Consider the following 24,991-nt stretch of genomic DNA (forward strand, 5'->3'; position numbering starts at 1 on the left):
TACGCAAACGCTTACGTGCCTGCCCTGAACCGCCACCCATGATCCACCGGCCCGATCCCGCCCCCCAGCGCGAACCCGGCCGCGATCGCCCCGGTGACGTACTCCTTGGCCATCGCGACGGCCTCAGGCACCGACTGCCCCTTCGCCAGCCCGCACGCGATGGCCGAGGCCAGCGTGCAGCCCGTGCCGTGCGTGTGGCGGTTGTCGTGGCGGGGCGCGCGCAGCCAGTGCTCCTCGGACCCGTCCGTCAGCAGATCGACGGCGTCTCCGGACAGATGGCCGCCCTTGATCAGCACCCACTTCGGGCCGTACGCCAGCACAGCCGCTGCGGCCCCGCGCAGTTGCTCCTCCGACTCGACCCGTACACCCGTGAGCTGAGCCACCTCGTCGAGGTTCGGCGTCGCCACGGTCGCGGCCGGCAGCAGCTTCGTACGTACGGAATCCAGCGCGGAAGCGGCCAGCAGCGAGTCGCCGTGCTTGGAGATGCCGACCGGGTCGACGACGGCCGGCGCGGCAGTGTCGCCGATCAACTCGGCCACGGCTTCGACGAGTTCGGCGGAGGCGAGCATGCCGGTCTTGACCGCCTGGACACCGATGTCGTCGACGACGCTGCGGTACTGGGCCCGCACGGCCTCCACCGGCAGCTCCCAAGCGCCTTGCACGCCGAGGGAGTTCTGCGCGGTGACCGCCGTGATCACGCTCATGCCGTGCACGCCGAGCGCCAGCATCGTCTTCAGGTCGGCCTGAATCCCGGCCCCGCCACCGGAGTCCGAGCCCGCGACCGTCAGAACCCTCGGCGGCGCACTCACGACTCGATGTCCCCGAAGTGGTCCCAGCCGCCCTTGCTCGTCCACGGAGCGCCGTCCACCGTCACCTGAGGCAGCGCCGACGGGTTGAGCACCTCGCCGATGATCTTCCAGCGGGCGGGCAGCTTCACGTCCGGCGGGAAGGTGGCGACGATCGCGTGGTCCTCGCCGCCGGTGAGCACCCACTGGATGGGGTCGACGCCGACGGCCTGCCCGATGTCGTTCATCTGGGTCGGGATGTCGATGTCGCCGGAACGCACGTCGATGCGCACCTTGCTCGCCTCGGCGATGTGCCCGAGGTCGGCGATCAGCCCGTCGCTGACGTCCGTCATCGAGGTCGCGCCGAGCCCGGCCGCCGCGGGACCCGCGTGATACGGCGGCTCCGGACGCCGGTGCGCCTCCACGAAGGCGCGCGGCGAGCGGAAGCCCCGAGAGAGCACCGCGAAGCCGGCCGCCGACCAGCCCAGCCAGCCCGTCACGGCGACCACGTCACCGGGCTGGGCGCCGCCCCGGGTCACCGGCTCGTGGTTGCGCAGATCGCCGAGCGCGGTGATCGACACCATGATGGTGTCGCCGCGTACGACATCGCCGCCGACCACGGAGGCGCCCGCGACCTGGCACTCGTCGCGCAGCCCGTCCATCATCTCGGACGGCCAGGTGGCGGGGAGTTCGGCCGGGACGACCAGGCCGAGCAGCAGCGCGGTCGGTACGGCGCCCATCGCGGCGATGTCCGCGAGGTTCTGCGCGGCCGCCTTGCGCCCGACGTCGTACGCCGTCGACCAGTCGCGCCGGAAGTGCCGCCCCTCCAGGAGGATGTCGGTGCTCGCCACGACCCTGCGGTCGGGCGCGGCCACCACCGCGGCGTCGTCGCCGGGGCCGACCCGGACCGCCGGGGTGGTGGTGAGACGCGAGGTGAGCTCCTTGATGAGCCCGAACTCCCCCAACTCGCCCACGGTGCCCTTCATAGTCGTACTGCCCCTTCTCTTCCTGTCTGCGCCACGGTACGTCGCGTACGAACCGCGTGACGTACCGCATGTGCCGCGCTACGCGAACCGTCCTCGGTGCGGTCGCGTGCCGTCTCCGTACTCGGTACGGTCGAATCGACCGTCAACTTGTGCAGTCTGTGCACCCCGGCGCGCAAGCCCCAGTCACCGCGGGTCTCCCCGCGGCGAGCGGCGACGCGATACCGTGGCGTTCCTTTTCCCCACATGATCCTCGTGGCCGCCCTGGAGGTTCCGTGGTACAGGCGTACATCCTGATCCAGACGGAGGTCGGCAAAGCGTCGACCGTCGCCGAGACGATCAGCAAGATCCCGGGGGTGATCCAGGCCGAGGACGTGACAGGACCGTACGACGTGATCGTGCGTGCCCAGGCCGACACGGTCGACGACCTCGGTCGCATGGTGGTCGCCAAAGTCCAGCAAGTGGACGGCATCACCCGCACCCTGACCTGCCCGGTCGTGCACCTGTAGCCCCCGTCTACCCTTGGCCGGTGAACTTCTTCCGTCACCGGCACACCGCTGCCTTCGGGCTGCCCGTTCTCGCTCTGCTGATCGCCGCCACAGGCTGCTCCTCGGCAGACGACGAACCCTCGGCCGCGGTTCCCGGTCCGGACGCGAAGGTCACGAAGCTGTGCCAGAACCTGGACAAGGCGCTGCCGGAGAAAGTGGACGACCTCGACCGGAACGATCCCGAGCCCCGGTCCGCGCTGACCGCGGGCTGGGGAAGCCCGGCGATCATACTGCGCTGCGGTGTCGACAGACCCGCCAAGATGAACGACCCGAACGCCTATGGGGCCGACGTGGACGGGGTCGGCTGGCTGGTCGAGGAACAGGACGACGGCTCGTACGTCTTCACCACGAGCCTGCGCAAGGCATACGTCGAGGTGAGGCTGCCCAAGGAGCGGGCCGACGAGGGCGCGGGGCCGCTCACCGACTTCGCCGGGCCCGTCAAGAAGGCGATCCCCGAAGGAATCGCCGACTGACGTACAGGAGTGCCAGGAGGGCCCTCACCGCAGCCCGGTGGGGGCCCTCGGCACAGCCCGGTGGAAAACGGTTCAGCGCAGCCCGGTGGAACGGTTCAGCGCGGCCTGCACCAGGCGGTCCACCAGCTCCGGGTAGCTCACGCCGCTGGCCTCCCACATCTTCGGGTACATCGAGATGGGCGTGAAGCCCGGCATGGTGTTGATCTCGTTGATCACGAACTCCCCGTCCTCGGTGAGGAAGAAGTCCGCGCGCACCAGGCCCTCGCAGGAGGCTGCCTCGAACGCCTCGACCGCGAGCCGCTGGACCTCCGCGGTCTGCTCGGGTGTCAGCGGGGCCGGTACGAGGCCGGGCGTCGAGTCGATGTACTTCGCCTCGAAGTCGTAGTAGGCGTGCGACTGCACGGGCGGGATCTCGGCGGGCACGCTGGCGCGCGGTCCGTCCTCGAACTCCAGGACGCCGCACTCGATCTCGCGGCCGCGCAGCAGCGCCTCCACGATGATCTTCGGGTCGTGGCGCTGCGCCTCGGCGATCGCCTCGTCGAGGCCTTCGAAGGAGTCGACCTTGGTGATGCCGATCGAAGACCCCGCGCGCGCGGGCTTGATGAAGAGCGGCCAGCCGTGCTCCCCGGCGAAGCCGGCGATCCGCTTGCGGGCACCTTGCTCGTCGCCGGTCCACTCGCGCGGGCGGATCACCAGATACGGGCCGACGGGCAGCCCGAAGGAGGTGAACACCCGCTTCATGTACTCCTTGTCCTGGCCGACGGCCGAGGCGAGCACGCCCGCACCGACGTACGGGACTCCGGAGAGTTCGAGCAGGCCCTGCAGGGTGCCGTCCTCGCCGTACGGGCCGTGCAGCACGGGGAAGACGACGTCGACCTCGCCGAGCGCCTTGGGGACCGATCCGGGCTCGCTGTAGACGACTTCGCGGTTGGCCGGGTCGACGGAGAGGATCACGCCGCCATCGGTCGAGTCGGCGAGGAGGTCGACACTCGGCTGCCGCCGGTCGACGATGGCCATGCGCTCCGGCTCGTCGGCGGTGAGCGCCCAACGGCCGTCCTGGGTGATGCCGATCGGCAGGACGTCGTACTTCGTCCGGTCGATGGCACGCAGGACCGCGCCGGCCGTGACCACGGAGATCCCGTGTTCGGAGCTGCGGCCGCCGAAGACGACGGCCACGCGCGGCTTACGAGGCGCCTGCTCAGGGCTCTGGGGGAGGTTCTCGGTGCTCATATCGCGTTGAGCGTACCCGCTGGTACCCGCCTCAGTCAGCGCCCGTTGGGCCCTGTCGCTCAGCGTCGCTCGGGCTTGGCGCTGCGCGACATCATCTCCTTGAGGGCGACGACGGGCGGCTTGCCTTCATGGACGATGCCGACGACCGTTTCCGTGATCGGCATGTCGACACCGTGCCTGCGGGCCAGATCCAGCACGGACTCACAGGACTTGACGCCCTCGGCGGTCTGCTTGGTGACCGCGATGGTCTCCTGGAGGGTCATGCCCTTGCCGAGGTTGATGCCGAAGGTGTGGTTGCGCGACAGCGGCGAGGAGCAGGTGGCCACCAGGTCGCCCAGGCCCGCGAGTCCGGCGAACGTCATCGGGTCGGCGCCCATCGCGAGGCCGAGGCGCGAGGTCTCCGCGAGCCCGCGTGTGATGAGCGAGCCCTTGGCGTTGTCGCCGAGCCCCATGCCGTCCGCGATGCCGACGGCGAGACCGATCACGTTCTTGACGGCGCCGCCGAGTTCGCAGCCCACCACGTCGGTTTCGGTGTACGGGCGGAAGTACGGCGTGTGGCAGGCGGACTGGAGTCGCCGGGCGACGGCCTCGGACCGGCAGGCGACCACGGCGGCGGCCGGCATGCGCGCGGCGATCTCCCGCGCGAGGTTGGGTCCGGTGACCACGGCGATGCGGTCCGGTCCGACCTTGGCGATGTCCTCGATCACCTCGCTCATCCGCATGGTGGAGCCGAGTTCGACGCCCTTCATGAGGGAGACGAGGACGGTGTCGGGCGCGAGCACCGGCACCCACTTCGCGAGGTTCCCGCGCAGTGTCTGCGAGGGAATGGCGAGGATCGTGAAGTCGGCCTCGTGCGCGGCCTCGGCGGCGTCGGTGGTGGCCCGCAGGTTCTCCGGGAGCTCGACGCCCGGCAGGTAGTCCGGGTTCGTACGCGTGGAGTTGACCGCTTCGGCGAGTTCCGCGCGGCGCGCCCACAGGGTGACGTCGCAACCCGCGTCGGCGAGCACCATGCCGAAGGCCGTACCCCACGATCCGGTCCCGAAGACAGCCGCCTTGACCGGCTTGCTCACGTGCCCTGCCCCTCTTCCTGCTGTGCTTTTTGCAGAGCCTGCGCGGTGCGCTGCGCCTGCGCGTTCTCCTGAGCGTCCATTTCCTGGGCGGCGACCTGCCGGGCGGCCTTCTCGTCGGCCGCGGTCCGCCTGCGCTGCTCGACCCGCTCCTGGCGCGGGTCGTAGGGCGTCGCGGGGGCCTTCTCGCCGCGGATCTCCTCCAGCTGCGCGGTGATGGCCGCCATGATGACCTCGGTCGCCTCCTTGAGGACGTCCGGGGACATCTCCTTGTCGTAGAAGCGCGAGAGGTCCACCGGGGCGCCCGCGAGGACGTGGTGGGTCTTGCGCGGAAGGACGTTGAGCTTCTTGGCGTACGGCGGCAGGAGTTCGTTGGCGCCCCACTGGGCGACCGGAATCACCGGGCACTTGGTCTGCAGGGCGACGCGGGCGGCGCCCGTCTTACCGGTCATCGGCCACTGGCCGGGATCACGGGTGATGGTGCCCTCGGGATAGAACGCGACGCACTCACCGCGCTCGACCGCGTCGATCGCGGCCCGGAAAGCACTCAGCGCGTCCGTGGTCTCGCGGTACACCGGGATCTGTCCGGTGCCGCGCATCGCGGCGCCCACGAACCCCTTCTTGAAAAGGCTGCTCTTCGCGAGGAATCGCGGAACGCGCCCGGTGTTGTACTGATAGTGCCCGTACATGAACGGATCCACATGCGAATTGTGGTTCACCGCGGTGATAAATCCGCCCTCGGACGGAATGTTCTCGATCCCGCGCCAGTCCCGCTTGATCAGAACCACCAGCGGCGGTTTGCAGAGGACCGCTGCGAAGCGGTACCAGAAGCCGATTCTGCGGCGGGGCACGCGAACACCTTCCTCCAGGGCCTGGGGGGCCGCACAAGTGTCGCCCCAGGCCGTCTGTCTGTCGAGAACACCGTACGCCCCGGCGTACGGACCGCCATGGCGGCCGGGTCACAATGGGCGCCACAAGGGAGAGACGGAGCGCTCGTGCAATGGACCTTGGTGATACCGCTCAAACCTCTGGCGCGTGCCAAGAGCAGGCTGGCGGACACCGCCGGCGACGGGCTGCGCCCCGGACTCGCCCTCGCCTTCGCGCAGGACACCGTGGCGGCCGCGCTGGCCTGCGCAGCGGTCCGTGATGTGGCGGTAGTCACGGACGACGCCCTGGCCGGGCGGGAGCTGGCCGCGCTGGGCGCCCGCATCGTCACGCACGAACCGCCGGGCGGTCTGAACGTCGCCCTGGCGCACGGCAGCTCCGCCGTACGCGCCCGAACTCCCGAAAGCGCCGTGGCGGCCCTGAACGCCGATCTGCCCGCGCTGCGCCCGCCGGAATTGGCCCGGGTACTCGAAGCGGCCGCCGAATTTCCCCGCGCATTTCTCCCCGATGCGGCCGCAATCGGTACCACTCTGCTGGCCGCGATCCCGGGCCGGGAATTGCTCCCCGCTTTCGGCACCGATTCCCGCGCCCGCCATCGCTCCTCGGGCGCCATGGAACTCCGCCTCGCCGGAGTGGATTCCGTACGCCAGGACGTGGACACGGGCGATGACCTGAGAGCGGCACTGGCACTCGGCGTGGGCCCCCGCACGGCAGCACTGGCCGCACATCTGCTGATCCCGGAGCAACCGAACGGCTGACGGTGGGGCGACCGACCCGTACCGGAGAGCGGCGGCCCGTAATCGATAGGCTTCCGCCATGCAGGCGACCGCGTACACGTACGACCCCGAAACCCGTAGCGGCCAGGTGCTGCTGGACGACGGCACCCCGGTGCCCTTCGACGGCCCGGCGTTCGACGCCGGCGGGCTGCGGCTGCTGCGCCCCGGACAGCGTGTGCGCATCGAGACCGAGGGCGACGGCGAGGCGCGTCGGATCACGCTGATCACCCTGCAGACGTTCTAGGCGCCGCGGACAGGCCCCGAAGGGCCCCGGAAACGCCCTGGACGGCCCCGGAAACGCCGCGGGCCGGGCTCCCAGAGGGAGCCCGGCCCGGCGCGTGAGTTGTGCCTCTGCGCCCTCGCTACGAGCGGGCGGTGGCCTTCTTGGCGGTGGTCTTGCGCGCCGTCGACTTCTTGGCGGGGGCCTTCTTGGCCGTCGCCTTCTTCGCCGGGGCCTTCTTGGCCGTCGCCTTCTTGGCGGTGGTCTTCTTGGCCGCGACCTTCTTGGCGGTGGCCGTGGTCTTCTTGGCGGTCGCCTTCTTGGCGACCGTCTTCTTGGCGGTGGCCGTGGTCTTCTTGGCGACCGTCTTCTTGGCGGTGGCGGTGGTCTTCTTGGCCGTCGCCCTCTTGGCGGTGGCCTTCTTGGCCGCGGCCTTCTTCACCGTCGCCGAAGCGCCGCCGGAGAGGCTGCCCTTCGGGGCCTTCTTGACCGCGACGTCGTTCTTCGGGAGCTTCTTCGAGCCGCTCACCAGGTCCTTGAAGCCCTGGCCCGCGCGGAAGCGCGGCACGGAGGTCTTCTTGACCCGAACGCGCTCCCCGGTCTGCGGGTTGCGGGCGTAACGGGCCGGACGGTCAACCTTCTCGAAGGAACCGAAGCCGGTGACCGAGACCCGGTCCCCGCCGACAACCGCGCGGACGATGGCGTCCAGTACGGCGTCGACCGCGTCGGCGGCCTGCTGACGCCCGCCGACCTTGTCGGCAATCGCTTCTACGAGCTGCGCCTTGTTCACGTCTTCCCCTTCGGAGACATTGCCAGAACGAATGCGTTCAAGCTTTTTCGCACGTTAGGCAGATATATACCGCAAATCAAACACGAAACGGGCTAATCACCCTTGTGCCGCAACGAACTCGGGCTGTCGCGAAGTTCCTCAGCGTTCCTCTTCGAGGAATCGACCCTCGTCGAGGTCAGTGGTGAACCGCTCCAGACGCCTTGTCGCATCGGCGAGATCGTGCTTGGCCACGGCCGTAATGACCAGCAGCTTCCGGGTCAGCGCCATCCGTACGCCCTCCGGGACTTGCAGTGCACGCACTCTTGTGTGCGCTTCCTTGAGTTGGGCCGCGACTGCCATGTAGAGCTCGAGTTGGCCGTCGTGTTCCATGCACAGATTGTGCCATCTGGGGCGAGTTGTCGCCTGCGCAGGGGGTAACTGCCGTCCCCAGAGGGGTTCCTGAGCGCCTCGGCGACACCCGGCACCATAGGTCGGCTACCCCGGCAACCACCTTTGTAACTACGGGAGTTGGGGCCATTCACCAACGCTTCCGAAGGCCCCCTGGAGGCAGACACAGCTGTACCCCCAACCGTCCACGATTGGGGGTACAGAGGGGTGTTGCGGTGGCTGAAATCAGACCTGGAGCGTCTTCGGCTTGTGCGAGGGCCGCTTGGCCTCGTACGCCGAGATGTCGCCCTCGTTCTGGAGGGTGATGGAGATGTCGTCCAGGCCGTTCAGCAGCCGCCAGCGGGCGTTCTCGTCCAGCTCGAAGGAGGCGGTGATGCCCTCGGCGCGCACCTCGCGGGCCTCCAGGTCGACCGTGACCTCGGCCTCGGGGTCGTTCTCCGTCAGCTCCTGCAGCGCGTTCACGATCTTCTGCTCCAGAACCACTGTGAGCAGGCCGTTCTTGAGCGAGTTGCCGCGAAAGATGTCGGCGAAACGGGAGGAGATGACGGCCTTGAAGCCGTAGTTCTGCAGCGCCCAGACGGCGTGCTCGCGCGAGGAACCCGTACCGAAGTCGGGACCGGCGATGAGGACCGTGGCGCCCACCCGCTCGGGCTGGTTGAGGATGAAGGACGAGTCCTTGCGCCAGGCCTCGAAGAGCCCGTCCTCAAAACCGTCCCTGGTCACCTTCTTGAGCCAGTGAGCAGGGATGATCTGGTCCGTGTCGACGTTGCTGCGGCGCAGCGGGACGGCCCGGCCGGTGTGCGTGGTGAATGCTTCCATGACTTCTCAGACTCCAGCGGGCGTACGGGCGTCGGACAGGTCGGCCGGGGAGGCCAGGTGGCCCAGCACGGCGGTGGCGGCGGCGACCTGCGGCGAGACCAGGTGCGTACGGCCGCCCTTGCCCTGCCTGCCCTCGAAGTTGCGGTTGGAGGTGGACGCGGAGCGCTCACCGGGGGCCAGCTGGTCGGGGTTCATGCCCAGACACATCGAGCAGCCCGCGTGCCGCCATTCGGCGCCGGCCTCCTTGAAGACCACGTCCAGGCCCTCGGAAACGGCCTGCAGACCGACCCGCGCGGAGCCGGGGACCACCAGCATCCGTACGCCGTCGGCGACTTTGCGGCCCTCGACGATCGAGGCGGCCGCACGCAGGTCCTCGATACGGCCGTTGGTGCACGAACCTACGAAGACGGTGTCGACCTTGATGTCGCGCAGCGGCTCGCCGGCGGTCAACCCCATGTATTCCAGGGCCTTTTCGGCGGCCAGGCGCTCCGAAGCGTCTTCGTACGAAGCCGGATCGGGGACGGACGCCGAAAGCGGCGCACCCTGGCCCGGGTTGGTGCCCCAGGTGACGAACGGCGCGAGGGAGGCGGCGTCGATGACGACCTCCTCGTCGAATTCCGCGTCCTCGTCGGTCTTCAGCGTCTGCCAGTACGCCACGGCGGCGTCCCACTCCTCGCCCTCGGGCGCATGGGCGCGGCCCTTGAGGTAGGCGAAGGTGGTCTCGTCGGGGGCGATCATGCCCGCGCGGGCGCCGGCCTCGATCGACATGTTGCAGATGGTCATGCGGGCTTCCATCGAGAGCTTCTCGATGGCGGAGCCGCGGTATTCCAGGATGTAGCCCTGGCCGCCACCCGTACCGATCTTGGTGATGATCGCCAGGATGAGGTCCTTGGCGGTGACGTCCTCGGGCAGTTCGCCGTCGACCGTGATGGCCATGGTCTTCGGGCGGGCCAGCGGCAGCGTCTGGGTGGCCAGCACATGCTCGACCTGCGAGGTGCCGATACCGAAGGCCAGCGCGCCGAAGGCGCCGTGCGTGGAGGTGTGCGAGTCGCCGCAGACCACGGTGGTGCCCGGCTGGGTCAGGCCCAGCTGCGGTCCCACGACGTGGACGACGCCCTGCTCGACGTCACCGAGCGAGTGCAGTCGCACACCGAACTCGGCGGCGTTCTTGCGCAGCGTCTCCAGCTGGATCCGGGAGACCGGGTCCGCGATGGGCTTGTCGATGTCGAGGGTCGGGGTGTTGTGATCCTCGGTGGCGATGGTGAGGTCGAGGCGGCGCACCGGGCGCCCCGCCTGACGCAGACCGTCGAAGGCCTGCGGGCTGGTCACCTCGTGCAGCAGGTGCAGATCGATGAAGAGGAGGTCGGGCTCGCCCTCGGCGCGCCGGACGACATGGTCGTCCCAGACCTTCTCCGCGAGTGTCCTACCCATCGCTTTCCCTCCGGCCGGCTCGTGTGGCGCCGGCCCAACTAGAGATTTTCGGGGCGGCCACGCTCGTACCCCTTGTACCGGGCGCCTGCCGCCGGGCCCGTTGGTCCGCGGGCCGCTGTGTCTACAAGGGTGGCGCGTTCCACCGAAAATTGAACTTGCGTTTCACAGAGTGAGACGCGAGTATCGTTTCATGGACAACAGTAGCGGCGTCGGCGTTCTGGACAAGGCAGCCCTTGTCCTGAGCGCTCTGGAGTCCGGTCCGGCCACCCTTGCGGGACTGGTCGCGGCGACCGGACTGGCACGACCCACGGCACATCGCCTCGCCGTGGCACTTGAACACCACCGCATGGTGGCGCGCGACATGCAGGGCCGTTTCATTCTCGGCCCTCGCCTCGCCGAGCTGGCCGCGGCCGCCGGCGAGGACCGCCTCCTCGCGACGGCGGGCCCGGTGCTCACGCACCTGCGGGACATCACGGGCGAGAGCGCGCAGCTCTACCGCCGCCAGGGCGACATGCGCATCTGCGTCGCCGCGGCCGAGCGCCTCTCGGGCCTCAGGGACACGGTCCCGGTCGGCTCCACACTCACCATGAAGGCCGGCTCCTCGGCCCAGATCCTGATGGCCTGGGAGGAGCCGGAGCGCCTGCACCGGGGCCTGCAGGGCGCCCGCTTCACCGCGACCGCTCTCTCCGGCGTACGGCGCCGGGGCTGGGCCCAGTCGATCGGCGAGCGCGAGCCGGGCGTCGCGTCCGTCTCCGCGCCCGTCCGCGGCCCCTCGAACCGCGTGGTCGCCGCCGTCTCGGTCTCCGGACCGATCGAGCGCCTGACCCGCCACCCGGGCCGCATGCACGCCCAGGCGGTCATCGACGCCGCCGGCCGTCTCTCCGAGGCCCTGCGCCGCACCAGCTGACCTTCACCGGGGTGGGGCCGGCCTCAACGCCGCGGCAGGCCCCCTCCCTGGGCGACAGACGACGGATGCCGAACGCACGGCGCCGTACGTGGAGTTGGCACAGAAAACGCCGACGGCCCCCCACCGAAGTGGAGGGCCGTCGATTCGTGTACCCCCGACCGGATTCGAACCGGCGCTACTGCCGTGAGAGGGCAGCGTGCTAGGCCGCTACACAACGGGGGCAAGGACCACAAGTGATCCAGCTGGGCTACCAGGACTCGAACCTAGAACAACGGAACCAGAAACCGTCGTGTTGCCAATTACACCATAGCCCAATGGTGGTCTAGACCAGACCATCCAAGTACCCCCGACCGGATTCGAACCGGCGCTACTGCCGTGAGAGGGCAGCGTGCTAGGCCGCTACACAACGGGGGCCCTAGCGATCCTGCATGAGAGGCAGCGGGTGCGACCCGGACTGCCTCCCTTGGGAAGGATCTGTACCCCCGACCGGATTCGAACCGGCGCTACCGCCTTGAGAGGGCGGCGTGCTAGGCCGCTACACAACGGGGGCCTTGCAGAGATGGCCTCTGCGGTTGCAGATGAGCTCTGCGAGCTGGCCTACCAGGACTCGAACCTAGACTAACGGAACCAGAAACCGTCGTGCTGCCAATTACACCATAGGCCACTGAAACACAACCCCACACGGGGATTTTGTTTTAGCTAGCGCCTCCGGTTTTTGGACCTTTCGGTTCGCTCTCCGGCGGCGCAGGAAGAACATTACCTGAAGGTGGACGGCGCTCCAAAACGGGTATCAGCGCCGAGGATCACGGGGAGTTCGGCCAGCGAGGCAATCCGGTGCGGGCCCCTGGGACCACCCTCGGGAGCGGTGTGAGCGCCGCCACGGTCGATCCAGATGGAGAGCAGTCCCGCCTCGGCGGCGCCGCGTCCGTCGATCTCCGGATGGTCGCCGACGTACGCGACCTGGTGCGGAGGCAGACCCAGGGATTCGCAGGCGGCGTGGAAGGCCGCTTCGGCGGGCTTGGAGACTCCGAGTTCGGCCGCGCACAGGACGGTCTCGAAGCGGTCGCGCACACCGAGGACGCGGAGCTTGCGGTCCTGGTTGTGGAGGCTGGAGTTGGACAGGACTGCGTGCCGGTGGCTGGCGGCGAGGGCGTCCAGGGCGGGCAGCGCGTCCGGGAAGAGGGCCCAGGCGGCTTCGTAGTGGCCGGCGTACCGCTGGAACCAGCCGTCGGCCTCGGCGTCGCTCAGGGGCTCGCCCAGGAACTCCCTGACCCGGTCCCGGCGCTGGCCCTGCCAGTCCGACTCCCCCGCCGCGAACCTCGCCCACTGCACATCGGTGATGTCCCGCCAGCGCGAGAGGGCCTGCTCGACGGACTCGTACGCGTCGAGCAGGCCCTCGGCCGCCAAGTGCCCGCGCATTCCGGCCCGGTCCGCGCCCGTGTAGTCGAAGAGCGTGTCGTCCACGTCCCAGACCAAGGCCTTGATGCTCATGGTCCGACGGTAACTCCGGGCCCTCTCCACGCAAAGGGGGCGGCGCCCGGACCGGACGCCGCCCCTTTCACGTACCTGTGGTTACAGCTTCGCCAGCGCCGCGTCGATGCGTGCCAGCGTCTTCTCCTTGCCCAGGATTTCCAGGGACTCGAAGAGCGGCAGGCCGATGGTGCGGCCGGTGACGGCTACGCGGACCGGGGCCTGCGCCTTGCCGAGCTTGAGGCCGTGCTCCTCACCGGCGGCCAGGACGGCGTTCTTCAGCGCCTCCGCGTCCGTCCAGTCGGCGTCGGAGAGCTTCGCGCGAGCCGTACGCAGCAGGGCGTCGCTGCCCTCCTTCATGGCCTTCGTCCAGGACGCCTCGTCGAAGGCCGGCTCCGGGAGGAACAGGAAGTCGACGTTGTCGGTGATCTCGGAGAGGACCTTGAGGCGGGTCTGCGCGTGCGGGGCGATCGCCTGCCACTTCACCTCGTCGAAGTCCTCCGGCGCCCACGGGGCGAAGGGGGCCTTCAGCCAGGGGGCGCAGCGCTCCGTGAAGTCCTTCACGTCGAGCAGGCGGATGTGGTCGCCGTTGATGGCTTCGCACTTCTTGAGGTCGAAGCGGGCCGGGTTGGGGTTCACGTCCGCGATGTCGAAGGCGGCGACCATCTCCTCGATGGAGAAGATGTCGCGGTCCGCCGAGAGCGACCAGCCGAGGAGGGACAGGTAGTTGAGCAGACCCTCGGGGAGGAAACCGCGCTCCCTGTAGAGGTTCAGCGACGACTCCGGGTCACGCTTGGAGAGCTTCTTGTTGCCCTCGCCCATGACGTACGGGAGGTGGCCGAAGGCCGGGGTCTCCTTGGCGATGCCCAGCTCGGTCAGCGCCTTGTAGAGGGCGATCTGGCGCGGGGTGGAGGAGAGCAGGTCCTCGCCGCGCAGGACGTGGGTGATCTCCATGAGGGCGTCGTCGACCGGGTTGACGAGCGTGTACAGGGGCGCGCCGTTGGCTCGTACGATCCCGAAGTCCGGGACGTTCTCCGGGAGGTACGTGATCTCGCCGCGGACCAGGTCCGTGAAGGTGATCGTCTCGTCGGGCATCCGGAAGCGGACGATGGGCGTGCGGCCCTCCGCCTTGTAGGCCTCGGTCTGCTCGGCGGTCAGCGCGCGGCAGTGGCCGTCGTAGCCGGACGGCTTGCCTGCGGCGCGGGCGGCGTCGCGGCGGGCGTCCAGCTCCTCCGTCGAGCAGTAGCAGTAGTACGCGTGGCCGGCGTCCAGGAGCTTCTGGGCGACGTCCTTGTAGAGGTCCATCCGCTGCGACTGGCGGTACGGCGCGTGGGGGCCGCCGATCTCGGGGCCCTCGTCCCAGTCGAAGCCCAGCCAGCGCATCGAGTCGAGCAGCTGGTCGTACGACTCCTCGGAGTCGCGGGCCGCGTCGGTGTCCTCGATGCGGAAGACCAGCGTGCCTTCGTTGTGCCGGGCGAACGCCCAGTTGAACAGGGCGGTGCGGACCAGGCCCACGTGGGGGTTGCCGGTCGGGGAGGGACAGAAACGTACGCGGACGGAGCCGTTAGCCACGCTTGATCACCTTGTTGGTGAGAGTGCCGATGCCTTCGATGGTGACGGCGACCTCGTCGCCGACGTTCAGGGGGCCGACCCCAGCCGGGGTGCCGGTGAGGATCACGTCGCCGGGGAGCAGCGTCATGGCCTCGGTGATGTTCACGATCAGATCCTCGATGGAGTGGATCATCTCGCTGGTGCGCCCGAGCTGGCGCTGCTGTCCGTTGACCGTGCACTGGATGGTGAGGTCGGAGGGGTCCACGTCCGTCTCCACCCAGGGGCCGAGCGGGCAGGAGCCGTCGAAGCCCTTCGCGCGGGCCCACTGCTTCTCGCGCTTCTGGACATCGCGCGCGGTGATGTCGTTGGCGCAGGTGTAGCCGAGGATGACGTCCTTGACGCGCTCGCGCGGGACCTCGCGGCACATGCGGCCGATGACCACGGCCAGCTCCGCCTCGTGGTGCAGCTCGTTCGAGAAGGACGGGTACTGGATCGCGTCGCCAGGGCCGATCACGGAGGTCGAGGGCTTGAAGAAGGCGAACGGGGCGTCGGGCACCTCGTTGCCGAGTTCCCGCGCGTGCTCGGCGTAGTTGCGGCCGAAGGCCACGACCTTGTTGGGGAGCACGGGGGGCAGCAGCCGCACCTTGTTCAGGGGAACCTTCGTGCCGGAGAGCTCGAAGTCCGCGAACGGGATGCCCTTGATGATGTCGAGGACGAGTTCGTCCGGCTTGTCGCCCTCGACCGCGCCGAAAGCGACGTTGCCGTCGATGGAGAACCTGGCGATGCGCACGGGATCGTTGCGCCCCTCACTGAGCTGGCTGGAGTCTGACGCCCCAGGCTAACGCGGGAAGGGGTGGGCGCCTCGCGCAATTCGGCGGGCGCCACTGCATCCGTGGGCCGGCGGCTTGAGCAGACGGCCGGCGAGGGGCGTACTAGACCGCGACAGAGGTGGCGACGGGGGCTTCCATGAGGATGGTGCGGCGGGGGTTGGCGGTCTGGGCGGGGAGGTCGAGCGTGTGCTCCGGCTGCTCCGGCGTCTGCAGCTCGTCGGCGTCCTCGAGGTGGGCCAGCGTGGTGCGTCGCGGGTTGGCTATGTTGCGGAACATCATCGTCGTCTTCACCGTTGTACTCGACCTTGTCGTCATGGGCGCCGGGCGGGCTCAAAGGGCCCCGAGTCGGCGCGGGTTGTCGGATTCGCCATCCCTGTAAAGCGTCAGGCTAAACATGCAATTCCCGGGCGAAGCCGTGAAGACGCCATGATCGTGGTGTGAGTTTCCTCACTTACTAACAGGCAAACCGGTCAATTCAGGCCGACGGCCCGACCCGGCAAAGCCGACATTGCTCCACGGAAGCCGACATTCCGCTCCTGATCATGGCGACTGGGACACCCCGCACACCCCAACACCTCGTAGGCATACGTCCGTTATGTACGAGATCACTTTCTACGTCTCGTAACGCAGCACTCACAAGGTGTCACGGAGGTCACAGCCTGGTACTCGGGCCTTGTTGGAGATCCGGCACTGTGCTGGAATTCCACGGACCGCCGCGGGATCGAACCGGCGCGCAGGGGGCGCAACGCAGCGCCGAGTGGCGGCGGGAAAGGGGATCCAGCGCCGGTCACTCACGACCACCAGGGGGCGCATCTGCGCCCCTGAACGACGCCGACACCGCCTCGCCGTTTTCCCGGAGGGGCGCCTGGTCCAGAGGTTGCGACGCTAGTGCAGGGACGTTTCAAGAGGGATGGCAGCGCTCCGGCGGAGCCGGAGCCGCACGGCGGGGCCGACCGCGGTTCCTCGCCCCAGCACGCCCAGAACCCGGGACCGGCAGACGTCGGCGGCAGCGGTGAGCGTTCCGCACGCCCCGGCGCGACGGCTCCCCCCAAACCAGCCGCGAAGCCGAAGACGGGCCCCAGCGGCCCCGGCTCGCGAATAGCCCTGCGGAACTGGCGCATCTCCACGCGTCTGGTCTCGCTGCTCGCGCTCCCCGTGGTCGCCGCGACCTCGCTCGGTGCGCTGCGCATCAACCAGTCGATGGACGACATCCAGCAGCTCGACAACATGAAGCTGCTTACCGACATCACCAAGCAGGCGACCGAGCTCGCCGCCGCGCTCCAGAAGGAGCGCGACACGACGGCAGGCCCGCTGGCGCACGGCGCCGCGGCCACCTCCGCCACGGTGAAGGGCGTCCGCGACGCGACGGACATCTCGAAGAAGAACTTCCTCCAGGGCGTCCAGGAGATCGACGACTCCAGCTCGGAAGGTCAGCTCACCGGCGTACGGGACAGCCTCGTCGGCCTCACGCGCGAGTTGCAGAAGCTCAACAGCATCCGCAGTGACGCCTACGACGAGCCCAACAACGCCACGCAGACCGTCGAGTCGTACCACCGGGTCATCACCCAGCTCCTCGAGCTCTCGCAGGACATGGCCGAGGCCACCAGCAACCCGGAGATGATCCAGCGCACGCGTGCGCTGTCGGCCTTCTCCTCCGCCAAGGAGTACGCCTCCGTCCAGCGCGCGATCATCGCCGCCGCGCTGCCCGAGACCAAGACGACCTTCGGCAACCTGTCCGAGAACGACCGGCAGTACGCGCTCTCGGCGCAGCAGAGCCAGGAGTCCGACCTCAGCAGCTTCGAGAGCATCTACGGGGAGGGCTCCGCGGAGCTCCTCAAGCCGATCGAGAGCGGCAACCCGACCATCGAGGCGGCCGACGACTACGCGAAGCGTGTGCTGGCCAGCAAGGACGGTCTGGGCACGCGTGACAAGCGCTCGTATCTGGACTGGGTCGACGACGACTCGACCAAGATCGGCCAGATGGCCAACATCGAGACCACGCTGCTCGGCGAGATGGAGCAGAAGGCCCGTGAGCTGCGCAACGAGGCCGAGAGCGAAGCGATCATCTCGGGTGCGCTGATCCTGCTCGTCCTCGGTGTCTCGCTGGTCGGCGCCTTCGTCGTGGCCCGGTCCATGATCCGCTCGCTGCGCCGGCTCCAGGACACCGCGACCAAGGTCGCCCAGGAACGGCTGCCCGAGCTGGTCAAGCAGCTCTCCGAGTCCGACCCGCAGGACGTCGACACCTCCGTCGAGTCGGTCGGTGTGCACTCCCGGGACGAGATCGGCTCGGTGGCCGCGGCCTTCGACGACGTGCACCGCGAGGCCGTACGACTGGCCGCCGAGCAGGCCCTCCTGCGAGGCAACGTCAACGCGATGTTCACCAACCTCTCGCGCCGCTCCCAGGGCCTCATCCAGCGTCAGCTCTCGCTCATCTCCGAACTGGAGTCCCGCGAGGCCGACCCGGACCAGCTGTCCTCCCTCTTCAAGCTCGACCACCTCGCGACCCGCATGCGCCGTAACGGTGAGAACCTCCTCGTTCTCGCCGGTGAAGAGCCCGGCCGACGCTGGACCCGTCCGGTCCCGCTGGTCGACGTGCTCCGCGCCGCCGCCTCCGAGGTGGAGCAGTACGAGCGCATCGAGCTGTCCTCCGTGCCGACCACCGAAGTGGCCGGCCGTGTGGTCAACGACCTCGTGCACCTGCTCGCCGAGCTGCTCGAGAACGCGACTTCCTTCTCCTCCCCGCAGACCAAGGTCAAGGTCACCGGTCACGCGCTGCCCGACGGCCGCGTGCTGATCGAGATCCACGACACCGGTATCGGCCTCTCCCCCGAGGACCTCGCGGCGATCAACGAGCGGCTCGCCTCGCCGCCCACCGTGGACGTCTCGGTGTCGCGTCGCATGGGTCTGTTCGTGGTCGGTCGTCTGTCGCAGCGCCACGGCATCCGCATCCAGCTGCGTCCGTCCGACTCCGGTGGCACGACCGCGCTGGTCATGCTCCCGGTCGATGTCGCCCAGGGCGGCAAGAAGGTCCCGAACAAGCCTGGTCAGGGCGTCGGCGGTCCGGCCGCCTCGCAGGCCTCCGCCGGTGTCGCCGCGGCCCGCCGCGGCAACGGCCAGGGCGGTCCGGCCCTCGGTGCCGGTGGCAGCCCCGGACGTGTCGGTGCCCCGCCGCAGCGTGGCCAGGTGGGCGCGGGCCAGGGTCCGCGCGCCGCACTGCCCGGCAGCCAGGGCGGTCCCGCGCTGCCCGGCGGCAACCAGGGCGGTCGCCCGGGTGCACCGGGCGGATCGCGCGGCCCGCAGGGTCCGGGCAATCCCCCGCAGGGCAGGCCGGCTCCGGCCGGCGCCGGTGCCGGTGTCAATGCCTTCGGGCAGAGCATGCCGGGCGCCCCGCAGGGCCTCCAGGCCGCCGGGACCGGTGCGCAGGGCTTCGGTGACGGACCCGGTGCCCGTCAGGGCGGACCGGGTGCGCGGCAGAGCGGCCCCGCGGCCGCACCTCCGCAGCAGCCGCCGGCCGGCAAGGGCAGCCGTCGCAGGCCGCAGCTTCCGGGCCGCGGTGGCGCACGTGCCGAACTCCCCGGTGGCAACGGGCAGTCGCGGCCCAGCTGGAGCGACGACAACGCGCAGCCGCCCGTGCCGCGCGCGTCCCTCGACACCCCGCGTGGCCACGAGGAGCCCGACTCCACCTCGCGCATGCCGCGCATCGACGACCGCCAAGGCCCGGCCGCCACCGCTGCCACCTCTGAGTTTCCGCGGATCGACGACCGTCAAGGTCCCGCCGCCACGTCCGAGTTCGCCCGCCCGGACTTCGACGCTCCGCGCCCCGGCGCTGTGCCGTCGCAGAACTCCGGTCAGAACACCGGGCAGTACCCCGGCCCCGGCCAGTACTCGGGTCAGAACTCCGGCCAGAACACCGGTCAGTTCGTCCGCCCGGATGTCTTCGGTACTTCGGGCGCGGCTCCCGCGGGCCAGAACTCGTCCACCACGGGCCAGTTCGCCGCCCCGGGCTACGGCGCCTCCCAGGACCCGTCGTCCACCGGGCAGTTCCCGATGCCCGGGTACGGCAACGGCCAGGGCCCGTCGTCCACCGGCCAGTTCGAGCGGCCGCAGGCACCGCAGCGGCCGGCGACTCCCCCGCAGGCACCGCCGCAGCGGCCCGTACGTCCGCCGGAGCCCGAGGCTCTGCCGCCGGCCGGTCCCGGCGACGGACGTACCCCGCTGTACGACACGCTGGAGACCAACTGGTTCCACGGTCAGCAGGCGGCCGCGGCCGCCGCGGCGGCGCAGAACAACGGCTCGCAGGCTTCCCCACAAGCCCCGCAGGCCGCACAGACCCCCCAGCAGCAGACGCCCGCGGTTCCCCCGCGGCCCGCCGCCGCACCCGCGCCCGCCGCCGCTCAGGCGTCCTGGCGCAGCTCGCCGAACGACGACCTCGTCCGGCAGGCAGAACGCGTCCGTCAGCCGTCGGCGGGCGGGGTCACCACCTCAGGCCTGCCGCGCCGCGTCCCGCGAGCCAACCTCGTCGCGGGTACGGCACAGCAGCAAACGCACCAAACCGGTCCGCAGGTCTCGCGTGCGCCCGATGACGTACGCGGCCGACTGACCAATCTCCGTAGGGGCATTCAGCAGGGTCGCCAGGCCGGTACCGGCCAGACCGGCAGCTTCCCCAGCCCCACTCACCAGCAGGAGCACTAGTTGAGTCAGATGAGCCAGGCCGCACAGAACCTGAACTGGTTGATCACCAACTTCGTGGACAACACCCCTGGGGTGTCCCACACCGTCGTCGTGTCCGCCGACGGTCTCCTTCTGGCAATGTCCGAAGGCTTCCCGCGCGACCGCGCCGACCAGCTCGCGGCCGTCGCGTCCGGGCTCACCTCGCTGACCGCCGGGGCGTCCCGGATCTTCGAGGGCGGCACGGTTGCTCAGACAGTCGTGGAGATGGAGCGCGGCTTCCTTTTCCTGATGTCCGTCTCCGACGGATCGTCTTTGGCGGTCCTCTCCCACCCGGAGTGCGACATCGGCCTTGTCGGCTACGAGATGGCACTGCTCGTCGACCGCGCGGGCGCAGTGCTCACGCCGGACCTGCGCGCCGAACTACAGGGAAGTCTGCTCCACTAACGGCCCTGGGATCTACCCACAGCACGAAATCACCGTCCGGCCGACACAATCCCCCCACCGGCCCCAACAGACGGCACGACTGACCCACTTGCTGTCCCGCCCGGAGGATTCATGACCCCGCCCAACGCCTCTCATGATCCGTACGCGTCGACGTACGAGGAAGAGGGCGACCAGCCGCTGGTACGTCCGTACGCGATGACCGGCGGCCGGACCCGGCCGCGCTACCAGCTCGCCATCGAGGCACTGATCAGCACCACGGCCGACCCGGCGCAGCTGATGGGGCTCCTTCCCGAGCACCAGCGGATCTGCCACCTGTGCCGTGAGGTGAAGTCCGTCGCCGAGGTGTCGGCGCTCCTGTCCATGCCACTGGGTGTGGCACGGATCCTTGTCGCGGACCTCGCCGAGGCCGGACTCGTCGCCATCCATCAGCCGGGCGGCGACGAGAACAACGGCGGCGCGCCGGACGTGACTTTGCTCGAAAGGGTGCTCAGTGGACTTCGCAAGCTCTGACGGAGGCCGGGCGACCACCTCCGCGAAGATCGTGGTGGCGGGTGGCTTCGGCGTCGGCAAGACCACGTTCGTGGGCGCCGTCTCGGAGATCAACCCGCTGCGCACGGAGGCCGTCATGACGTCCGCGTCCGCGGGCATCGACGACCTCACCCACACCGGGGACAAGACCACCACCACGGTGGCCATGGACTTCGGCCGCATCACCCTGGACCAGGACCTGATCCTGTACCTCTTCGGTACGCCGGGTCAGGACCGCTTCTGGTTCATGTGGGACGACCTGGTCCGCGGCGCCATCGGCGCGGTGGTCCTGGTGGACACCCGCCGTCTCGCCGACTGCTTCCCGGCGGTCGACTACTTCGAGAACTCGGGTCTCCCGTTCGTCATCGCCCTCAACGGCTTCGACGGACACCAGCCGTACAACCCCGAAGAGGTCCGTGAGGCCCTCCAGATCGGTCCGGACGCCCCGATCATCACGACGGACGCCCGGCACCGCGCGGACGCGAAGAGCGCGTTGATCACGCTCGTCGAACATGCGCTCATGGCTCGTCTGCGGTAGCGGACGGCGGGCCCGGGGCAAGCGGACGGCCGTCTGCCCCGGTCCACAAGTCGACAGTTCCATAAGGCAGTTGTCGTAGACGTACTGGAGCCGGCTGTGTCGTTTGACACGGTCGGCCACAGTGTTCATAACGTTTCGACAGAGAATTTCACGGGCACCGACACGCATCGCGTTCACCCGGTACCGCTGTGCTCACAAAAGCCCCGTCTTTTGGCGGGGCTCGTTCTTTATGACCGTTTTATCTGGGGCTTACCTGACTCGGAATCATGGGTTCCGAGTGTTTGGAAGGGCGCCACTTGACGTGCTGGAATGCGCTGACCTGCCCAGTAGTCAAAGGGCGCCGGAGACACCGCGGCACAACGTAGGTGCCGACGCCGAGAGGTTTTGGTCGAGTGAGGCGAAGCAAGAACGGTCCCGAGCCGTCGGCACGGGGCAACTTCACCCCGCCGCCGCGCGTCGCGGCGCCCGCACAGATGCCCGGCTCCCCGGAGCCCATGCCGGCGCCCGCGCCGAGTGGCAGTCGTTTCTCCCCGCGCAACTGGCGCGTGCCGACCAGGCTGAACGCGATTCTGCTCATCCCCGTGGTGGTCGGCCTTGTCATGGGCGGCTTCCAGGTGAAGAGCTCGATCGACACCTGGCAGGAGGCCGAGAACGCCGAGAAGACGGCACGTCTGGTGCAGGCCGCGCTGACCTACGGCGACAGGCTGTACGTCGAGCGCGATGTCAGCGCCCAGCCGCTGCTGACCGGCAAGGGCGAGAAGAACGAGATCGTCGTCAAGGCACGCGCGGCCACGGACTCGGCCGCCGACGCCTTCGACGAGGCCGCCCAGAACATGCCCCAGACGGCCGGCCTGCAGCGCCGCCTGGAGGTCTTCCGCAAGGTCGAGCCCGGCCTCGCCGCCCTGCGCAAGGCCGCGTACACCTCCGCCCTCACCGGCGTGCAGACCGAAGAGGGCTACACCCAGATCCAGCACCCGCTGATGGAGTTCTCCAACGAACTCGGTCTGGGCACCGGAAACATCACCAGCTACGGCCGAACCGTCTACGCGGTCTCGCTCGCCAAGGCCTCGGCATCGCTTCAGCGGTCCATCGGCATGCACCTGCTGCTCAAGCCCGGCCCCACCGCCGAGGACCTCGGCAAGCAGCGCGTCGCCCTCTCCTCGTACGCCTACCTCGAGGGCATCGCCGTCGAGGAGTACATCGGCGGTGGCACCGAGGCCGACGCGGCCAAGCTGGAAGCCGCACAGAAGAAGCTGAAGACCGACGGCGCGGCGCAGGCCAAGGCAGCCGCCGAGGCAGCCGCCGCCGAGGGCAAGACCTATGTGCCCCCGCCGTCCGGCGACACCGCGATGGTCTCGGCGCTCGCGACGCTTTCGTCCACGGACGAGAGCACCCGCGAGGGGCTCGCCACGCAGGGCGTCACCCCGGACAACTTCTGGGCGGTCAACACCGGCAAGTACACCGCCTACCGCGCGCTCGAGTCGGATCTGACCGACAAGGCCGTGGCCGAGGCCTCCGACATCTCCGACACCGCCAAGCGCGACGCCATCATCACCGGTGCCGCCGTCGTGATCGCCCTGCTCGCCGCGTTCATCCTGGCCGGCATGGTCGCCCGCCAGATGAGCCGCGCGATGCGCCAGCTGCGCAACGCGGCCTTCAACGTCGCCGAGCAGCGCCTGCCGATGCTGGTCGACCAGCTCTCCCGCACGGACCCGGGCCGCGTCGACACCCGCGTACAGGCCATCCCGATCACCACGACGGACGAGATCGGCGAAGTCGCCCGCGCCTTCGACCAGGTCCACCGCGAGGCCGTACGACTGGCCGCCGAGCAGGCCCTCCTGCGAGGCAACATCAACGCGATCTTCACCAACCTGTCGCGCCGCAACCAGTCCCTGATCGAGGGCCAGCTGACCCTGATCACCGACCTGGAGAACAACGAGGCCGACCCGGACCAGCTGGAGAACCTCTTCCGCCTGGACCACCTCGCGACCCGTATGCGCCGCAACGGCGAGAACCTCCTGGTCCTCGCCGGCGAGGAGCCGGGCCGCCGCTGGGACCAGCCGGTCCCGCTGGTCGACGTGCTGCGCGCCGCCTCCTCCGAGGTGGAGCAGTACGAGCGCATCGAGCTCTCCGGTGTCCCGGAGGCCGAGATCCACGGCCGCGCCGTGACCGACCTCGTGCACCTGCTCGCCGAGCTCCTGGAGAACGCCACCACGTTCTCCTCCCCGCAGACCAAGGTCCGCGTCACCGCGACCCGTCTCCCGGACGGCCGCATCATGGTCGAGATCCACGACAAGGGCATCGGCCTCACCGCCGAGGACTTCGCGGACATCAACCACAAGCTGGCCAACCCGCCGACCGTGGACGCCGCGATCTCGCAGCGCATGGGCCTCTTCGTGGTCGGGCGCCTGTCCGACCGGCACGGCATCCGCGTCCAGCTCCGCCCCTCGGGCGAGCAGGCCGGTACGACCTCCCTGGTCATGCTCCCCGACGCGATCACCCACGGTGGTGGCGGCGGCGAGACGATCCAGCGCGACGAGTTCACCGTCTCGCAGATCATCCCGGAGCAGCAGCCGGCCTTCCAGGGCGAGCCTTTCCAGGGCCAGCAGCCGCTGCGTACGGCCGCCGAGCTCGGTTTCGACGACAGCCGCTACGAAGTCCCGGACGACATACGCGAGTTGGACCCCGTAGGCCGCTCGCTGATGCGCGAGGAGCGCCGTGCGGCCCTGGAGGCCCAGGCAGGGGGCCAGCCGGAGGCTCTGGAGGCTCAGAGCTACCAGGAGGGCTTCGAGGCCCAGCAGCCCGCGTACGACAACGGACAGCCGTCCTACGACGGCGCTCCGGCGTACGACAACGGGCAGGCTGCTTACGACAACGGGCAGGCCCCGTACGAGGAGCAGCAGGCGACGTACGACCAGCAGACGGCGTACGAGGAGCCGCAGCAGGGTTCGTACGACGAGACGTACTTCCCGTCGAACGGCGGCTACCCGGAGCCCGCGTACGCGGAGCCGGTCCAGGAAGAGCACTCGGGGAACCGGAACGCCGCCCCGGGGACGTTCTCGGCCTTCGCGGAGCCGTCCTACCGGGACGACTGGCCGCAGCAGGAGGCGGAGCAGAACGCGTACCGGTCCGAGTACGCTCCGGAAGCGGATTCCACGAAGATCGCTGACGCGGGTGAGCAGGACCGCGTAGGCTTCAGCCGTCCGGGACCGGCCCCTTCCGCCCCCCACACGCTGACCAACGCCGGTCTGCCCCGCCGCGGTGCCACCGCGAACGGCAGCGCCGGCGCCAACGGCCAGCGGGCCGTGGAGCAGAGGGACCAGACGCCGCCGGCGGCGGCGCCGGCGACCACGCAGGGTCCCGACGACTGGCGGTCGTCCAACGACGACCGTTGGCAGCGCGCCGAGCAGCTCAAGAAGCCCAAGGCGGGCGGGGTCACCTCGTCCGGACTGCCGCGGCGGGTGCCCAAGGCCAACCTGGTCGAGGGAACCGCGGAATCGACCCCGCAGGGCGGCCCCCAGGTCTCCCGCGCCCCTGAGGACATCCGTGGCAGGTTGAGCAACCTGCGCCGCGGTGTACAGCAGGGTCGCAATGCAGGTAGTGACACGAACGGCCAGGGCCTCGGTCCTGACAGCACCTACAACCAGGAGCGTTAGTG

The 24,991-nt window shown here is 69.4% G+C and carries 23 protein-coding genes and 5 tRNA genes; 10 read left to right on the forward strand and 18 right to left on the reverse strand.

Annotated features, from left to right (window positions below):
• Positions 1-11: 11 nt before the first annotated feature.
• A complete protein-coding gene (gene thiD / locus OG266_RS12405; RefSeq protein WP_371545508.1) occupies positions 12-809 on the reverse strand; it encodes a bifunctional hydroxymethylpyrimidine kinase/phosphomethylpyrimidine kinase in 798 nt (265 codons plus the stop codon).
• Positions 806-1,771 (reverse strand): thiamine-phosphate kinase, encoded by a 966-nt coding sequence (locus OG266_RS12410; RefSeq protein WP_266474654.1) that lies wholly within the window; start codon positions 1,769-1,771, stop codon positions 806-808. Before OG266_RS12410 ends, thiD begins: the two co-directional genes overlap by 4 nt.
• 272 nt (positions 1,772-2,043) lie before the next feature.
• Between OG266_RS12410 and OG266_RS12415 the strand changes: the two genes are divergently transcribed.
• A complete protein-coding gene (locus OG266_RS12415) occupies positions 2,044-2,277 on the forward strand; it encodes an Lrp/AsnC family transcriptional regulator (RefSeq protein ID WP_003997603.1) in 234 nt (77 codons plus the stop codon).
• 20 nt (positions 2,278-2,297) lie between these two features.
• Positions 2,298-2,789 carry a DUF3515 domain-containing protein gene (locus OG266_RS12420; RefSeq protein WP_266474655.1) on the forward strand — a complete coding sequence of 164 codons (492 nt, stop codon included), beginning with the start codon at positions 2,298-2,300 and terminating at the stop codon, positions 2,787-2,789.
• Between the two features lie 72 nt (positions 2,790-2,861).
• Here the strand turns inward: OG266_RS12420 and OG266_RS12425 are convergent, their stop codons facing one another.
• Genes OG266_RS12425 through OG266_RS12435 form a run of 3 tightly spaced genes read right to left on the reverse strand, consistent with a single transcriptional unit; the run spans position 2,862 to position 5,937 of the window.
• The gene (locus tag OG266_RS12425; RefSeq protein WP_371545513.1) at positions 2,862-4,019 is read right to left on the reverse strand and encodes a D-alanine--D-alanine ligase family protein; all 1,158 of its coding nucleotides are present in this window, start codon (positions 4,017-4,019) and stop codon (positions 2,862-2,864) included.
• Positions 4,020-4,078: 59 nt separating this feature from the next.
• Positions 4,079-5,089 (reverse strand): NAD(P)H-dependent glycerol-3-phosphate dehydrogenase, encoded by a 1,011-nt coding sequence (locus OG266_RS12430; RefSeq protein WP_266474658.1) that lies wholly within the window; start codon positions 5,087-5,089, stop codon positions 4,079-4,081.
• A complete protein-coding gene (locus tag OG266_RS12435; RefSeq protein ID WP_371545515.1) occupies positions 5,086-5,937 on the reverse strand; it encodes a lysophospholipid acyltransferase family protein in 852 nt (283 codons plus the stop codon). The genes OG266_RS12430 and OG266_RS12435 overlap by 4 nt, the downstream gene beginning before the upstream one ends.
• Before the next feature lie 144 nt (positions 5,938-6,081).
• Here OG266_RS12435 and cofC point away from each other — a divergent pair, with 144 nt between their 5' ends.
• Positions 6,082-6,729, forward strand: coding sequence for a 2-phospho-L-lactate guanylyltransferase (gene cofC / locus OG266_RS12440; RefSeq protein ID WP_371545516.1), 648 nt, complete (start codon positions 6,082-6,084; stop codon positions 6,727-6,729).
• A 58-nt stretch (positions 6,730-6,787) separates the two neighbouring features.
• A complete protein-coding gene (locus OG266_RS12445; protein ID WP_266474661.1) occupies positions 6,788-6,991 on the forward strand; it encodes a hypothetical protein in 204 nt (67 codons plus the stop codon).
• Between the two features lie 118 nt (positions 6,992-7,109).
• Here the strand turns inward: OG266_RS12445 and OG266_RS12450 are convergent, their stop codons facing one another.
• The 4 genes from OG266_RS12450 to leuC form a co-directional block, all read right to left on the reverse strand.
• Positions 7,110-7,757, reverse strand: a complete 648-nt coding sequence (locus tag OG266_RS12450) for an HU family DNA-binding protein (protein WP_266474662.1) — start codon at positions 7,755-7,757, stop codon at positions 7,110-7,112.
• A 138-nt stretch (positions 7,758-7,895) separates the two neighbouring features.
• Positions 7,896-8,126, reverse strand: a complete 231-nt coding sequence (locus OG266_RS12455) for a hypothetical protein (protein WP_266474663.1) — start codon at positions 8,124-8,126, stop codon at positions 7,896-7,898.
• Between the two features lie 243 nt (positions 8,127-8,369).
• Positions 8,370-8,963 carry a 3-isopropylmalate dehydratase small subunit gene (gene leuD / locus OG266_RS12460; protein ID WP_266474665.1) on the reverse strand — a complete coding sequence of 198 codons (594 nt, stop codon included), beginning with the start codon at positions 8,961-8,963 and terminating at the stop codon, positions 8,370-8,372.
• Between the two features lie 6 nt (positions 8,964-8,969).
• Positions 8,970-10,394 carry a 3-isopropylmalate dehydratase large subunit gene (gene leuC / locus OG266_RS12465; RefSeq protein WP_266474667.1) on the reverse strand — a complete coding sequence of 475 codons (1,425 nt, stop codon included), beginning with the start codon at positions 10,392-10,394 and terminating at the stop codon, positions 8,970-8,972.
• 190 nt (positions 10,395-10,584) lie between these two features.
• Here leuC and ndgR point away from each other — a divergent pair, with 190 nt between their 5' ends.
• The gene (ndgR, locus tag OG266_RS12470) at positions 10,585-11,301 is read left to right on the forward strand and encodes an IclR family transcriptional regulator NdgR (protein WP_123997509.1); all 717 of its coding nucleotides are present in this window, start codon (positions 10,585-10,587) and stop codon (positions 11,299-11,301) included.
• Positions 11,302-11,450: 149 nt separating this feature from the next.
• Here ndgR and OG266_RS12475 read toward each other — a convergent pair.
• From OG266_RS12475 to OG266_RS12515, 9 genes are all read right to left on the reverse strand, one after another.
• Positions 11,451-11,523: transfer RNA gene (locus OG266_RS12475), tRNA-Glu, on the reverse strand.
• Positions 11,524-11,543: 20 nt separating this feature from the next.
• Positions 11,544-11,615: transfer RNA gene (locus OG266_RS12480), tRNA-Gln, on the reverse strand.
• Positions 11,616-11,642: 27 nt separating this feature from the next.
• Positions 11,643-11,715, reverse strand: a tRNA-Glu gene (locus OG266_RS12485).
• Positions 11,716-11,778: 63 nt separating this feature from the next.
• Positions 11,779-11,851 (reverse strand) — tRNA-Glu (locus OG266_RS12490).
• Positions 11,852-11,893: 42 nt separating this feature from the next.
• A tRNA-Gln gene (locus tag OG266_RS12495) sits at positions 11,894-11,965 on the reverse strand.
• 92 nt (positions 11,966-12,057) lie between these two features.
• Positions 12,058-12,792 (reverse strand): HAD family hydrolase, encoded by a 735-nt coding sequence (locus OG266_RS12500; RefSeq protein ID WP_371545519.1) that lies wholly within the window; start codon positions 12,790-12,792, stop codon positions 12,058-12,060.
• Between the two features lie 81 nt (positions 12,793-12,873).
• Entirely contained in the window at positions 12,874-14,343 is a 1,470-nt protein-coding gene (gltX, locus tag OG266_RS12505; RefSeq protein ID WP_266474670.1) for a glutamate--tRNA ligase, read from the reverse strand.
• Positions 14,336-15,112: a fumarylacetoacetate hydrolase family protein gene (locus OG266_RS12510; protein ID WP_266474671.1), complete on the reverse strand. Its 777-nt coding sequence runs from the start codon at positions 15,110-15,112 to the stop codon at positions 14,336-14,338. Before OG266_RS12510 ends, gltX begins: the two co-directional genes overlap by 8 nt.
• A gap of 142 nt (positions 15,113-15,254) precedes the next feature.
• On the reverse strand, positions 15,255-15,443 hold the full coding sequence (locus OG266_RS12515; protein WP_266474672.1) for a hypothetical protein: 189 nt from the start codon (positions 15,441-15,443) through the stop codon (positions 15,255-15,257).
• 597 nt (positions 15,444-16,040) lie between these two features.
• On the opposite strand from OG266_RS12515, the gene OG266_RS12520 reads away from it, so the two are divergent.
• The 5 genes from OG266_RS12520 to OG266_RS12540 all read left to right on the forward strand — a co-directional run bounded on the left by OG266_RS12520 (position 16,041) and on the right by OG266_RS12540 (position 24,989).
• Positions 16,041-19,844 carry a nitrate- and nitrite sensing domain-containing protein gene (locus tag OG266_RS12520; protein WP_371545523.1) on the forward strand — a complete coding sequence of 1,268 codons (3,804 nt, stop codon included), beginning with the start codon at positions 16,041-16,043 and terminating at the stop codon, positions 19,842-19,844.
• A 9-nt stretch (positions 19,845-19,853) separates the two neighbouring features.
• Positions 19,854-20,267, forward strand: coding sequence for a roadblock/LC7 domain-containing protein (locus OG266_RS12525; RefSeq protein ID WP_010984127.1), 414 nt, complete (start codon positions 19,854-19,856; stop codon positions 20,265-20,267).
• 111 nt (positions 20,268-20,378) lie between these two features.
• Positions 20,379-20,777, forward strand: coding sequence for a DUF742 domain-containing protein (locus OG266_RS12530; RefSeq protein ID WP_266474674.1), 399 nt, complete (start codon positions 20,379-20,381; stop codon positions 20,775-20,777).
• Positions 20,758-21,333 (forward strand): ATP/GTP-binding protein, encoded by a 576-nt coding sequence (locus OG266_RS12535; RefSeq protein WP_028802395.1) that lies wholly within the window; start codon positions 20,758-20,760, stop codon positions 21,331-21,333. The genes OG266_RS12530 and OG266_RS12535 overlap by 20 nt, the downstream gene beginning before the upstream one ends.
• Before the next feature lie 392 nt (positions 21,334-21,725).
• Positions 21,726-24,989 carry a nitrate- and nitrite sensing domain-containing protein gene (locus tag OG266_RS12540; protein ID WP_371545526.1) on the forward strand — a complete coding sequence of 1,088 codons (3,264 nt, stop codon included), beginning with the start codon at positions 21,726-21,728 and terminating at the stop codon, positions 24,987-24,989.
• Positions 24,990-24,991 lie beyond the last annotated feature (2 nt).

Origin of the sequence: Streptomyces sp. NBC_00554, from assembly GCF_041431135.1 — a bacterium.
GTDB lineage: Bacteria > Actinomycetota > Actinomycetes > Streptomycetales > Streptomycetaceae > Streptomyces.

Coding starts and splice junctions, on each gene's coding strand:
- OG266_RS12410 (WP_266474654.1), bottom strand. CDS start 1,771: ATGAAGGGCACCGTGGGCGAGTTGGGGGAGTTCGGGCTCATCAAGGAG.
- OG266_RS12425 (WP_371545513.1), bottom strand. CDS start 4,019: ATGAGCACCGAGAACCTCCCCCAGAGCCCTGAGCAGGCGCCTCGTAAG.
- OG266_RS12445 (WP_266474661.1), top strand. CDS start 6,788: ATGCAGGCGACCGCGTACACGTACGACCCCGAAACCCGTAGCGGCCAG.
- OG266_RS12455 (WP_266474663.1), bottom strand. CDS start 8,126: ATGGAACACGACGGCCAACTCGAGCTCTACATGGCAGTCGCGGCCCAA.
- leuD (WP_266474665.1), bottom strand. CDS start 8,963: ATGGAAGCATTCACCACGCACACCGGCCGGGCCGTCCCGCTGCGCCGC.
- leuC (WP_266474667.1), bottom strand. CDS start 10,394: ATGGGTAGGACACTCGCGGAGAAGGTCTGGGACGACCATGTCGTCCGG.
- ndgR (WP_123997509.1), top strand. CDS start 10,585: ATGGACAACAGTAGCGGCGTCGGCGTTCTGGACAAGGCAGCCCTTGTC.
- OG266_RS12500 (WP_371545519.1), bottom strand. CDS start 12,792: ATGAGCATCAAGGCCTTGGTCTGGGACGTGGACGACACGCTCTTCGAC.
- OG266_RS12525 (WP_010984127.1), top strand. CDS start 19,854: ATGAGCCAGGCCGCACAGAACCTGAACTGGTTGATCACCAACTTCGTG.
- OG266_RS12530 (WP_266474674.1), top strand. CDS start 20,379: ATGACCCCGCCCAACGCCTCTCATGATCCGTACGCGTCGACGTACGAG.